The organism is Pseudomonadota bacterium, from assembly GCA_013285445.1.
GTDB lineage: Bacteria > Pseudomonadota > Gammaproteobacteria > Xanthomonadales > Wenzhouxiangellaceae > Wenzhouxiangella.
The window spans coordinates 1,915,495-1,928,648 of record CP053448.1; the positions used below are offsets into that span (position 1 = coordinate 1,915,495).

General features: G+C 64.9%; 10 protein-coding genes. 1 reads left to right on the top strand and 9 read right to left on the bottom strand.

The annotated features are described in order from the left end of the window. The first annotated feature begins 24 nt into the window (after nucleotides 1-24). Entirely contained in the window at nucleotides 25-1,671 is a 1,647-nt protein-coding gene (locus tag HND55_08700; GenBank protein QKK02717.1) for a protein kinase, read from the top strand. Here HND55_08700 and HND55_08705 read toward each other — a convergent pair. From HND55_08705 to folD, 9 genes are all read right to left on the bottom strand, one after another. Further along, on the bottom strand, nucleotides 1,668-2,759 hold the full coding sequence (locus HND55_08705; protein ID QKK02718.1) for a LysM peptidoglycan-binding domain-containing protein: 1,092 nt from the start codon (nucleotides 2,757-2,759) through the stop codon (nucleotides 1,668-1,670). The genes HND55_08700 and HND55_08705 overlap by 4 nt on opposite strands. A gap of 9 nt (nucleotides 2,760-2,768) precedes the next feature. Further along, nucleotides 2,769-4,928: a hypothetical protein gene (locus HND55_08710; protein QKK02719.1), complete on the bottom strand. Its 2,160-nt coding sequence runs from the start codon at nucleotides 4,926-4,928 to the stop codon at nucleotides 2,769-2,771. Next, complete coding sequence (locus HND55_08715) at nucleotides 4,925-5,827, bottom strand: serine/threonine protein kinase (protein QKK02720.1); 903 nt, start codon at nucleotides 5,825-5,827, stop codon at nucleotides 4,925-4,927. The genes HND55_08710 and HND55_08715 overlap by 4 nt, the downstream gene beginning before the upstream one ends. A gap of 109 nt (nucleotides 5,828-5,936) precedes the next feature. Next, nucleotides 5,937-8,456: a hypothetical protein gene (locus HND55_08720; GenBank protein QKK02721.1), complete on the bottom strand. Its 2,520-nt coding sequence runs from the start codon at nucleotides 8,454-8,456 to the stop codon at nucleotides 5,937-5,939. A gap of 161 nt (nucleotides 8,457-8,617) precedes the next feature. Beyond that, nucleotides 8,618-9,895, bottom strand: a complete 1,278-nt coding sequence (locus tag HND55_08725) for a TRAP transporter large permease subunit (protein ID QKK04049.1) — start codon at nucleotides 9,893-9,895, stop codon at nucleotides 8,618-8,620. Continuing rightward, complete coding sequence (locus tag HND55_08730; protein QKK02722.1) at nucleotides 9,895-10,419, bottom strand: TRAP transporter small permease; 525 nt, start codon at nucleotides 10,417-10,419, stop codon at nucleotides 9,895-9,897. The genes HND55_08725 and HND55_08730 overlap by 1 nt, the downstream gene beginning before the upstream one ends. Continuing rightward, entirely contained in the window at nucleotides 10,416-11,411 is a 996-nt protein-coding gene (dctP, locus tag HND55_08735) for a TRAP transporter substrate-binding protein DctP (protein QKK02723.1), read from the bottom strand. The genes HND55_08730 and dctP overlap by 4 nt, the downstream gene beginning before the upstream one ends. Further along, a complete protein-coding gene (locus HND55_08740) occupies nucleotides 11,411-12,271 on the bottom strand; it encodes a hypothetical protein (GenBank protein QKK02724.1) in 861 nt (286 codons plus the stop codon). The genes dctP and HND55_08740 overlap by 1 nt, the downstream gene beginning before the upstream one ends. Beyond that, complete coding sequence (folD, locus tag HND55_08745; GenBank protein ID QKK02725.1) at nucleotides 12,268-13,134, bottom strand: bifunctional methylenetetrahydrofolate dehydrogenase/methenyltetrahydrofolate cyclohydrolase FolD; 867 nt, start codon at nucleotides 13,132-13,134, stop codon at nucleotides 12,268-12,270. The genes HND55_08740 and folD overlap by 4 nt, the downstream gene beginning before the upstream one ends. Nucleotides 13,135-13,154: the final 20 nt, after the last annotated feature.

Consider the following 13,154-nt stretch of genomic DNA (forward strand, 5'->3'; position numbering starts at 1 on the left):
GAACGCGAACTTGGACGCGGGTCGATGTCAATCGTCTACGAAGCATTCGATCCGCACATCAACCGGCATCTGGCCGTCAAGGTGCTGCGTGAGCGCTTTGCCCGCGACCTCAAGAGCCGGCAACGGTTTCTGCGTGAGGCCCGTTCGGCAGGGGGGTTGAGCCATCCCAACATCGTTACGGTGTTCGACGTTGGCCAATACGAGGGGCAGCCCTATCTGGTCATGGAGCGCATCCCGGGCCAGAGCCTGGAAGCCTATCTGGCCGATGGCCATCATCCCGATATCGACCAGACCCTGTCGATCGCCGTTCAGCTTTCGAATGCCTTGCACTACGCCCACGAACGCGGGATCATCCACCGGGACGTCAAGCCGTCAAATATCTACTACAACCCCGAATCCGGCCTGGTCAAGCTGGTCGATTTCGGGATTGCCGCGATCATCGAGGGCACGGACTCGGGACGCCGTTCCGACAATACCATTGCCGGCACGCCAAAATACATGGCGCCGGAACATATCCAGGCACGCGAGATTGACGGTCGCGCCGACCTGTACGCCCTCGGCGTCGTCCTCTATCGCCTGCTTGGAGACGAGCTGCCCTTTGACGCCGACTCGATTGGCGCTCTCGCCCAGCAGATCGTGCACCATGCCCCCCCGCGACTGCGGCCACGCGACGGCCGAACACCGGTTGACCTGGTTGACCTGGTCCATCGATTGCTGGCCAAGAATGCCGACGCGCGTCCGGCCACCGGCGGCCAGGTCCTCCGGGAGCTCGAGGAAATACGCGATGACATGGACCGCGGCCTGCTTCGGGCCGTGCGCCAGCACTCCAGCGCCTGGCGCTGGCCGCTTGGCCTGGGCCTGGCGCTGGCCGCGGTGCTCGGCTCGGGCCTGGCGTGGGTCTATCAGACGCAGATCACGGCCATGACCGAATCCACTTACGGTTACGGTGATGCGCTGGCGTCAGTCATTGCCCGGGAAACCGCTGAGGCGTTGATGCTGGACGACACGACGGCCCTGTCGAACCTGGTGTTCGACTTTTCGGTCAATCCGCGCGTGACCTTTCTGCACGTCAGCGACAGCAGCGGTGTCGTTCAGGCCAGCACGAATCCGTTCATGCAGGGCGAAACGCGCGCCGAACCGATCGACGCGAAGGTCGAGCGCGAACAGGGCGGCGTGCGCCTGATCAGGCGTTACGACGGCGATCTGGAGTTCCGGACCCCGGTTCGCTACCAGACCCGGCGGATCGGCTCGATACAGCTGGGTATAGATGCCGAGCCTCTGGAAGCGGCGGCACGCACGACCCTGCTTATGCTGGTGCTGGTCTTCGTCGTTTCGCTTACGGTACTCGGCACCGGCGTGGTCTGGTTTTGGCGTCGCCATCAGCGCTCGCTGCAGCAGATCAATCGTGGCCTTCAGCGCATCGGTCGCGGGCAGTTCGATACCCGGCTGGAAACCGACCATCGCGACGCCCTGCATTCCCTCTATCGCCAGTTCAACGACATGGCCGTTCGCCTTGACCAACGCTTCGGAAGTACAGCTGAATCGGCCGATGATGCACCGCTTGCCGAGTGCCGGAATCCGGAGGCAGCCACCGACGAGACGGTGGAGCTGTCGGCAAAGGACGAATCAGCCAAGATTCTGCCAATCACGAACCGAAAGCGTGACGGCTAACTGGGGCCTTCGCCCGGCGGCGGCATGGCATCGAGTCGCTGCCGGAGCGCTTTGGCCCGTGCCAGATAAACCGCTGCCGGCTCGAACCGGGGATCGATCTCGACGACCTGCTCCCACAGGGCGATGGCCTGATTGACACGTTGCTCGCGCCAGGCCGACAGCGCCAGGGCGTGATAGTGTTCGGTCAAGGGCTCGATCACACCGGCGGCTTGTTCGTCACTCCGGCCGAGGTCGGCATCGTATTCGCGCGCCCGGCGCAGCAGCATGAGCGCTTCCCCGCTTTTCTCACTGTCCAGTGCCCGACGCGCGCGCGCCAGCAGGATACGCGACTGGATGCGCTCGCGCTGCCGGTTCAGCGCTTTCGTGTTGGCCGGGGAATTGAGCCAGCCGGCAGCACCGGACAGCGCGTCGAGCGACCGCCGGGTATCGCCGGCAACCAGCCACCGCTCCGAAAGACGCATGGCCGCTTCCGTAAGCAGATTGTCAAATGTTTCAGTGGTCTCGCCCGAGCGCACCACACTCAAGAGCAGTGAGTATGCCTGCTGCGCTCGACCGGCGGCGAGCAGTGCGGCTGCAGTGACCTCGATTTCGGAGTCATCGCCGGAAGCTGCGTCACGGTCGCCTGCCGGAACCGCAAGACGCTGACCCACCTCGATCAAGCCTGGCCGGTCAATGCCGTTGAGACGAGCCAGGGCGACAAAGAGCATCGGGTCACCGGCATGCCGGGCAGCGATCTGTGAAAGGGTGTCGCCCGGACCCACTTCGATCTCGACGAACGGCCCGCCGAGCACTGCGCCTGGGTCGTCAGTCAGTTGCCGATAGAGCAGCGCAGCCAGCGGATGCCCGGGATGGTCGCTCAGGATACGCTCAAGCAGTGCCCCGGCTGCGGCCATGCGGCCGGCCTGCAGGTGCTCCAGCGCCCGTTCCAGCGGGCCGACAGCGGCCGGTCCCGGCTCGGTTGCCGGCACAGCCGGTTGTGGCTGGGCTGGTGGCGACTCCCGCTCTGGTGCGGTGCTACAGCCGGCAGCTAGCAGCACTACAGCCATTCCGGCCGCGACCAGACCGGCTGGTGACGATACAGTCATCATGGATCGAGTCTAACCCAGGTTGTCGCGACGATCGGCCTGCTGTTGCTGCCTGAGCTGGGTGAGGAACGCGTTGGCTTCCGGCTTTTCGCCCAGATCATAGCCCAGGGCGGTAACGGTGGCATCGAGGCGGAAACTGCCGACGGGAATGCGAAACACCGATGTTGAAAGCAGGCCAAGCAAGCGCTCGCGGACGATATCGGCACCGGCCTGGTCAGTCATGGGCAGGATCAGAAGCGGAACCGCCCTGGCCTTCCGGTCGAGCGAGCCGACGAGATCGAGATCGCGTGCCTGACCAATCAACAGCTCGTAGAGTGGCGGCATGAGAAAGGCCAGTTCCGCGGTTTCGACCGCGCGTGTACCACCCTCGGGCAGACATAGTCGTTCCGGCAGTATCTTGATGATCGAAAAGGGTGTGTCATAGCGCTGCGCGCTCTTGATTTCTCGCTTGAAAAACAGCGCGGTGTTGGCGACTGACAACACACCGGATGGCAATGGGGGCGGCTGCTGGTCAAGCAGCTTGCCCGACAGTTGCTCGAGCAGCTCGGCAACCTGCCGCGCATCATAGCCGCGTGCAGCCATCAGCTCGGATAACGACCCGGCGACGCGCTGCAGATCCTCCGGCTTGTCGAATGCCTGTGCCAGCCGCTCCAGGTTCTCGACAGCCTCGTCGGTATCCCCCTCGCCCAGCAGGCGATCGACGAGCCGCAGTCTGGACTGGTCAACACTTCGCTCGACGCGATCCTGAAGCTGCCGGCTGAGTGTGGCGGTAATCGCCGGATCAAGGTCGCGCAGACTGAGCTGTTCGACCAGTCGCTTCTGCACCTGCTCGAGCTGCCTTTTCACCTCGGCCGGGTCAAGCGGCTTGCGCTGGCGGGCCTCATCGCCAAGCAGACGGTCGGCCACCCGCTCGATGTAGTCACTGAACGCGGATGAAAGCTGCTCCTCTTCGCCGGCACCGCTGCGCCTCAGCTCGGAGGCGAGAACGACCAGGCGCGCTGCTTCATGCGGGTCCTCCTCGATCTGCGAGACCAGCTCATCGACATCCAGACCGACGCTTTCCGCACCGCTCTCAAGCGCCCGGACCACGTGATCACCGCGCAGCTCGGTCGACAGTTCATGCACCAGGGCGGCGTAGTCGGACATCTGCATGCCCTCGTCGAGCAGCCCCTGGCGCAACTGCGGCAGGAGGCGCTTGAGATCACGCGGATCCGGCAGCATTCGCTGAATGATCTGTGCCATACGGCGGGTCGAGAACTGGCCGTTGCGATACTCCTCACGCACCAGCGAGACCAGGGTCGTGTAGGTCAGCTGATCGACTTCATCGATGACCGACTGCTCTTCGGACTGGATGCGATCGAAGTCGGCACGGGCGCTAACCGTCTGGCGAACGCGCTGGCGGATGGCGTTGAGCGCTGCCAGGAAATCCTGGGAATCGAGAGCGGCCGCATTGATTGCGGCACCGCTTTCGATCTCGCGCGCCAGCTTCCTGAGGTGCGCAATCAGCCGTTTCCGGGACCGGGTATCCTGGTCGCCTGCCGAGACGCTGAGCTGACCGGCCGCCTCTTCCGGATGGGCAACCATGTCGTTGAGCGACATCATGGAATCGAACGCGCCAAGCGCGCTTTCAAACCCGCTGCTGGCCGTCCCGCGGTCTGATGCAATCGATCCGCCGGTGCTATCGGCCGCTGACCCACCTGCACCGCCGACGATTTCCTGGTCCGCGGTCATCTTGCGATACACGACATAGTTGAATCGAATTCCGCCGACGCCCTTGTCGTCCAGCGCGCGCGACGCCTCGGCCACCGATTCGAACTGGTCCAGTTCGGACAGGGTTTCGATCAGGCCGTGCACATCGGCCTCACCGATTCCGCTATCGAAAGTGACCGATTCGAGCTCGATGCGATTGAACAGATTGATCAGGCGATGCGGATTGAAGCGTTGCCCGACAGGGTGTTTCTCGATGAACAGCGTGCCCCGGTCGACCATCAGGGTGAGGGAGCCCTCAACCTGAAGCGCCTCAGCCAATGCGGCGTGCACGGTCTGGCAAGCGCGTTGCGTCATCGGGTGAGCCAGACCGTAGCCGCAGGCATTGGCAAACGCCGTATTGATCTGGCGTGCCAGAATCTCGGCGCTGCGTGCTTCAATGCCGTGGGGGCTGACCGTGCTCATGAGACGGCACTCTGCCTGGTACTCGACCACTTCCGCAGTGCCGTGGCAAAGCTCGCGCAGCTGCCGTAGCGGCGGCCACGATCGGCTGCGGTCGCGCGTTCGATAATCGCCGCCATCGCCCGATCAATGGGCGGACCGCAGTCGATGGGGCGACGCAGAAAAAACGAGTCGGGCGCGTTGACCTTTCGGGCGACGGTATCGCGGGCATTCTCGTCACGCACCGGCAGCACGCCGGCCAGCAGCTCAAACAGAATGACGCCGGCGGCATAGATATCGGTACGGCAGTCCGTGTCCTCGGCGGCCGCCTGCTCGGGCGACAGGTACTTCGGCGTGCCCACGGTCATGCCGCGGGCAAAGAACTCGATCTGCTTGGTCTTGGCAATGCCGAAATCGGCAATCAGCGCCCGGCCCGTGCGGTTGTCGACAAGGATATTGGCCGGCTTGAGATCCTGGTGTATCACGCCCTCCTCGTGCGCGTAAGCCAGACCGTCAAGCATTTCGCCGACCAGTCGCAGCGCGTGCTGCATCGGCATTCGGCGCCGGGCCGGCACGGGATGGCGGCGCAGGCGCTGAATCAGCCAGTCGAGATCACGGCCATCGATCAGCTGCATGACCTGGAAGAAATACTCGTCGTCTTCCCCGCTTTCGAAAATCGTGATGATGTTGGGGTGATCGAGCAAGGCCGTGGTTTCCGCTTCATCACGGAACTGCTGGCGGGCCCGGTCGGTTGCCGCCAGCGCCTTGGGCAGCAACTTGATTGCCACCTGGCGCTTGAGCGATTTCTGATAGCCGGTAAACACGGCGCCCATGGCGCCCCGCCCGAGCTCGCGGACCACCACGAAGTTCCCAAAGGTCCTTCCGATCAGCTTGCTGTAGTCGAACGACTGGATATCCGCCAAGACTGCGCGACCCCTACTGACTGGTCCCCGGCATCTTACACGATTCTTTACGTGATATAAATCACGTTTGGCGCATCACAGTGGGAATTGCGTTCGCTATTATGCGTGGTCAGAACGACGGTGACTGCCCCGGCAAAACCTGGCCAATCGCCTCTCGCAACCGGCGGCGCAGGCGATTCAGCGTGTCCGGGTCGGCGGCTTCGAAGCGCAGCAGCAGCGATCCGTCTGCCACCGATTCGCCGATGGTCAGTCCAGCACTGGTGCTTGCGTAACACAGTGCAGCGGGGGTTCCAGAATCAATTCGCTCCAGCCCCGAGCGCTGGCCGATTCGATGCGCGATCCCGGCCGCGTCCGCACCCGAGATCACGACACGATGCAGCGGTGAGGCCAGCAGCCCGGGCAGCTGGCTGAGGTGTTCGCGCAGCGCAGTGCCCTGCCGGTCGAGCGCGCGCAACAGCGCAATTGCGCCGGCCAGTGCATCATACTGGCCATGACCACTGCCGACCGTGAACACGTGGCCGTACACGGTGGCACCGAGCGGCGCCGAGGACTGGCGGATGCCGTTCTGTACGGCGGTCGGGCCGGGAGCCGTGCGGATCACGCGCCCGCCCTTCGATTCGATGAAATCGATCAGGGCACGGCAGAAGAAGGGATCCAGGACCACGGTCGCAGACCCGTCACTTTCCAGCTGCTCGGCGGCCAGCAGCATCAGGATCTGATCGATCAAGAGTGGCTCACCACGCGGCCCGACGGCGGCGAGGCGACTGGCGTCGGCGTCGAAGGCCAGACCGAGATCGGCGCCGAAACTGCGCGCACAAAGCCTGAGTTCGGACAGCGCATCGGCATCAGTCGGATTCAGGCCCGTTCGATCATCAGCCGCCGACGCATCGGTTTGCATCGGAATACACTCGGCACCGAGCGCTTCAAGCACGGTCGGCACGACTCGGGCGCACACCCCTCCCCTGCAGTCGATCGCGACCTTGAGGGCCTGCTTGAGCCGTGGTTGCCGGTTCGAAGCCGATAGGTATGCGTCGACTGCTTCCAGCTGCTTCACGACACCGGCGGCGGCTGTTTCGGCCTCCGGCTCGGCGTCCTGCAGCAAGCGCTCGAGAGCCTGTCGACCCAGCAGGTCGCCGTCCAGCACGATTCGTATCGAAAAGTGCCCGGACGACGCGCCCGCAACACCCACCATCAGCGCCGATCCATCAGTGTGGCGAACGGCGGCCGATTGCAGCACCGGCCACGGCAAGATGCCACCGTCGAGCACATCCAGGCCGGCACTGGCCAACCCCTCGCCCAGACCGGCGAGAAGACCGTTCGTCTGCGCCTCACGGTTGCGCCCGATCATCAGGCTGGCGACGCCGCGCCGGCGAGCCAGTGCGCCGATGCGCCGTCCCAGGTCGCGGGCGGACGCTGGATGGTCCATCCCGCTTGCCGTTCCGACCAGGGCGCCGTCCTCGATATGCAGACCGTCGCGGTTCGAGGCCGGCTGAGCGGCCTGGCCGGTTTTCGGGTGCGCCGGATCCGCCGCGGCGGTCTCTGCCGTTGACGGGGCGGTGTCCTTGCCAGAGCCTCGGCCCGCCGCATGCGGTTCGGCCTTGTCCGGTGTCGGGGTCTGCTCCTCGCCGAGCAGCCAGGCGGGCAGATCATCCTCGGGCGGCCTGGCTGGGGCGCCGGGCGACACAGCGGGCTTTTCTGCACCGGGAGCAGCATCTACAACCAGCGTCTGATCGGTATCGGCGCCTGGGCCTGGTGCCGGCTCCCGGCCCGCTTCCGGCCCTCGCGTTGACTCACGCTGCAGCAGCGAGGCCAGACGGGTCCGGCGTCGGACCAGCAGACCAAGCATCAGGACCAGCAGACCGGAACTGCCCACAATGACCGCCGTTCGCAGATCAAGTGGCGATGCGGTCACCGCGCGGCCCCACTCGAGCATCAGCTCAGACTCCGGAACGGGAATCCGTCCGAGACGATACTCACCGGCCTGCCCGAGGGTTGCCAGTGCCAGGCGGTGCCCATCGGCTGCTGCCATCAGGGCGACATAGTCAAGCCGCTCATCGGCCTTGAGCAGGCTGGAGATCGTGCTGACCGTCAGACGCAGGAAGATCACCCCGTCCTGCTCGGGCAGGCGCTGCGCGAATGCCAGGCTCTCACGCGCACTTGCCGGATAGTGAACCCGCACCTCAGCGGCGCCGCGGCGTGCCGCCGCCACGATCGATTCGATCATCGCGTAGTCGCGCTCGAGCTCGTCGTTGTCTAGCACGCGGTCGAGCGGCATGGGCACCAGCTGGAGCGTCAGGATGTTGTCGATGCTTGCCTCGCGGAGAAGGGTTCTCAGTCGCGGGGCATGGCGTGCGCCCGCGTCAAGATCGGCCTGCGCCGCCCGTATCACGGGATAGTCGGTCAATCGGGACTGAATCCGATCGATCCGGTCGATAATCGTTCGAACCTGCTCGCCGGCTGCCCGCCCGGCGCGTTCCAACGCCAGCTGGCTGTCCAGCTGCAAATACAGCGTGACGGCACCTGTCACCAGGGCAAACAGTCCACATGCAATCAGCAGCAGGCTGCCGAAGCGAATCAGCTGGATGCCAACGCGCCCGCCTCGCGACCTGTCCGCGGCTGCAGTAACCATCAATGTCGGGCCGGGTGTTTGATAAACAGCGCCGGGTTACGACAGACCGAATAAGGCCGGATATGAGTATTCACGCTGTTATCTCCCCCGTGCGTTGATCCTGCTCGGCCCGCCACTGTGGCGAGCCCATCCGGCAAGTGTTCCAGAAGTGAAACATTTTCTCAAGCGCTGCCGGCGATGCCGGGCAGCCACAACGACAATGCCGGCCACCAGGTAATGATCAACAAGGCAATCAGCAGAATGGCCAGAAACGGCAGCGTGGCCCGATAGACTGTCAGTATATCGCGGTTGAAGCGATGGCTTGCCAGAAACAGGTTGATGCCGATCGGCGGCGTGCAGTAGCCAATCTGAAGATTGGCCAGGAAGATCACGCCAAGATGCACCGGGTCGACGCCGAAGGCCAGGGCGACCGGCAGGATCAGTGGCACCAGTATGACGAGTGCGGCGAAGATATCGAGCAGCATGCCCGCAACCAGCAAGACCAGGTTGACCGCGAGCAGAAAGACAATCCGGCTGTCAACGAGCGGCTCGACCGCGCTGAACAGACGCTGCGGCACGCCAGCATCGATCATGACATTGGTTGAGGCCATCGACATCCCCAGCACGATCAGGATAGCGGCGACCAGCACCATCGATTGGGAGATGATGGCCGGCAGACGGGAAAAGGCGATTTCGCGGCGGAACAGCACCAGCGTGACCAGCACCCAGGCAGCGGTCACGACCGCCGCCTCGACCACCAGCAGCCAGCCGCCGTAGATACCGCCAAGCACGACAAAAGGGAGCGGCAGTTCCCACCCGATTGCCTTCAGACTGGCGCCCAACGGCACGCGCTCAACTCGCTCCCGCGGCGCACCGCGGCGCATCCAGACGGCGTAGGCCGCCATCAGGACCACCATCAGCAGCCCGGGCAGAAGGCCGGCCAGAAACAGGTCGTCGACGCCGATCCCGTAGCGGGGCGCGACCTGCTGGGCAACCACTGCATAAAGGATCAGCGGCAGCGAGGGCGCAAAAAGAACACCGAGACTGGAGCCGGCAGTCACCATGCCAAGGCTGAACCGCTCGGAATAGCCGCCATGCATGAGCGCCGGCAATAGCAGGCTGCCCAGCGCCACTACCGTGATGCCTGAGGCGCCAGTAAATGCCGTCATCAGCCCGCACAGCAACAAGGCCAGAATGGCCAACCCTCCGGGCAGCCAGCCCAGGGCCGAGCGGGTCAGGTCGACCAGTCGCTGCGGCGTCCGGCTGTCGGCGACCAGTATGCCGGCAAAGGTAAACAGCGGCAGCGCGACCAGCACCGGCAGTTCACCGATGCGCATGAACTCCATCGCCACCAGACCGGGATCCAGCTCCGCTCGCCAGTAGCCGAACAGTGCGCCGAGTCCGATGACCGCAAACAGCGGCATGCCCAGCAGGGCCAGGGCCAGCAGCAGGAGCACGATCACGCGTCGTCCCTCAGCGCCGGTCGATCTGCAGACAGCAGTCTGCTGGGCGGACGGATCGTCCAGGCAGCGAATCTGGCAGCCATGACGCCAAAGCCCAGCGGCACGATCGCTTGCACGGTCCAGGTCGGTACGCTGAGAAAGGCGAGCGCGCGGAACTCGTACTCCAGCGCGACAATGCGCAAGCCCAGCCAGGTCATGGCCAGGCAGATCGACGCCGTGCCGAGAAACATGCCGCGGCGCAGCCACAGCCTGGCCGCCGGTGCAAGCCATCGCTCAGCCAGATCGATACGGATATGGCGCAGCTGGCCGGACGCCACCACGCTGCCGACCATGGTCAGCCACAACACCAGCGCCCGCATGGCACCGTCGGCCCACGGCAGCGCGATGCCGGCAAAATTGCGCAGCCCAATCTGGGTCAGACCCAGCAGCACCAGGGTCAGGAACAGCACGGTCAGCAATGCGTGCTCCAGTCCGCGAATCGTGCGCCCCAGCGCGCCGCCGGTCTGATGTGTCCTGGTCATTGCCCGCGCAGGGTCGCAAGACGCTGCTCGAGTCGTTCGAAGTGCGGCAGCGTGACATCGCCGGCCTCGAGCGCCTGGCGGCGGATTCGCCGGGCCAGGTCGTGCCAGCCAGACACGGCGTCGGCAGCCGGCGATACAAACTGGATGCCCTGTTTGCGCAGCGCCGCCCGTGCTTCCTGGTTGTCGGCCCGATTCTGCGCCTCGATCTGATTCAGCGCGGCCGCGAATTCTTCACTCAGGATTCTGGCCTGCTCATCGCTGAGCCGGGATATCGCGCGCTGATCGAAACCGACCGTGCCGGCCGTCATCAGCAGCGGCATGTCCAGCACGCTTCGGACCCGTGTGTGCCACTGCAAAACGATGGCCGCCGATGGCGTGGCGGCGAAGGTGTTGACCGCGCCGGTCTGCAGCGCCGTGTATACATCAGCCAGCGGCAGCGGCACCGGTGTGGCGCCGGCGCGCTCGAGCGTCTGCTGCGACAGGCGATCGCCGGCAGGCACCCAGATTCTGAACGCGCTGGTCACCTGTTCGGCTTGCTGCGGCAGCTCGCGGTGACTGAACAGCAGGGCAAACCCGCCCAGGCTGATGGCCGGTGCCACCAGTCCGCCCTCGGCCAGGCCCTGGAGCACCAGCGGATCAAACTCCTCGCGCAGCGCCTGGATTTCTTCGAGCGACTGAAACACGAACGGCATGGAGTAGAGGTTGACGGCTGCCGATACGTCGGCCAGATCACCGAGCGTAAATGCCCCGCCATGCAACTGACCCAGCCGCATGCGCCGCAGTACCGCGCTGGAATCACCCATGACACCACCGGGGTAGAACCGGACACTCACCTGTCCGTCCGTGCGCTGCTCGACGCGCTCGGCCGCCATGCGCATCTGATCCATCCAGTTCGAACCGTCCGGTGCCAGGGTGGCCACCTTGAACTGCTGCGCATATCCGGTCGTACCCAGTATCAGCCCCAGCAGGGCAATGGCGATCGTTCGTATCATCAGTCAAACACCTGTTCGGTTTGGTCCAGTAGCGCGGCTGCCCGTTGACGGGCAAGCTCGTTGATCAGTCGATACTCCGGATCGTCGATCTCGGAGTCGAGCACCGACTCGAGCAGCTCGACATAGAGCTCGCGATCAAAGAGCAGGCGCGCGTAGTGGTCGGCCATGAGCACGTCGACAAGCAGGTTCCTGCCCGAGGACTGGCTGCGCGCACGCTCGAAGTACGCGGCCGCAAGATCCGGTCGACCACCCGCCTTGGGCGGCCGCTGCGAATGCAGCACGGCCAGATAGAGCCAGGCCAGACCATCATCATGCTCCGGTGACTCGGCCACGACCCAGTCCAGCAACAGCTCGGCACGTGGCAGGTCGGCCAGTGCCGAGTACTGCCCGGAGTGAGCCTCGATCCAGCTGACCCAGCTCGTCGCCAGCACATACACCGTGTCAAGATCACCGGGCCGCAGATCGGACAGGCGCTGCTCGAAATCGTCATAGGCCATGACATCAAGGTCACACAGGATCTCGGCGTGGCTGCATGCGCCCCGGCGCGCGTGCATCAGTGCCCGAGTCGTCAGGTGCCGCCGGGTGTCGCTGCTGCGCTCCGGATCAAGCAGCGACGCATGCGTTGCCGTAAGCCTCGCCGTGGCCAATCGCAGCGCGACATCGTCAGGACGCGCGCGCACCCGGGCCTCGAGCAGCATCAGGTAGGCCGGCAGCGCCGCTGATACGGTCGAAGGGTCCGGGTATGCGCGCATGACCAGCTCCAGATCGTCGGCCAGGCGCGTCGTTGCCCGCTCGACGAAAGCCGCACAGCCAGACAAGAGGAGCAGCAGCGCCAGCGCAAATGCCCGGATGGCGGTCACGGGGCACGCACCACCAGGCCGGCCGCCTCGGCGGTATTCTGCAACAGTGTAGCGACTGTCATGGGCCCCACCCCGCCCGGAACCGGCGTGATCCACGCCGCACGCTCGGCCACTGCCTCGAAATCCAGATCGCCACTCAGTTTGCCGTCGTCGCCCCGGGTGATGCCGATATCCACCGCGATGCAGCCCGGCGATATCCAGTCCGACGCAACCACGCCGGGTTTGCCAACGGCCACGCACAGCAGTTCCGCCTCGCGCACGTGCCGCTCCAGGCTGCGCGTGAAGCGGTGGGCTACCGTGACCGTGGCACCGGCCAGCAGCAACTCCAGCGCCAGAGGCCGGCCGACAATATTCGACGCCCCCACAATGACCGCGTGCTGCCCCTTCGGATCAATGCCATGAGCGGCCAGCAGGGTCATGACGCCGCGCGGCGTGCAGGGCCGCAGTCCAGGGTCACGCACCGCCAGACGGCCGATATTGACCGGATGAAATCCGTCAACGTCCTTTTCCGGCAGGATGCGGCGCGTGATTTCGCGCTCATCGAGATGGGCCGGCAGCGGCAGCTGGACAAGAATCCCGTCAATCGACGAATCGTCGTTGAGCGCGTCGATCAGTGCCAGAAGCTCACTGCGACTCACGCCGTGATTGAGCCGATGCGAGGTCGACACAAGTCCGGCCTGCTCACAGGCACGTACCTTGTTGGCCACATACACCTCGGATGCAGCGTCATCACCCACCAGCACCACAGCGAGGCCCGGCGGACGGTACCCCTTGGCAACGCGCGCGGCCACGGCATCGGCAACGCGCGCGATCAGACGCCGGGCGACGTCACGACCATCGAGAATGCGGCAAGGCGGGTTCATGTCGCGGCACATTGTAAGAT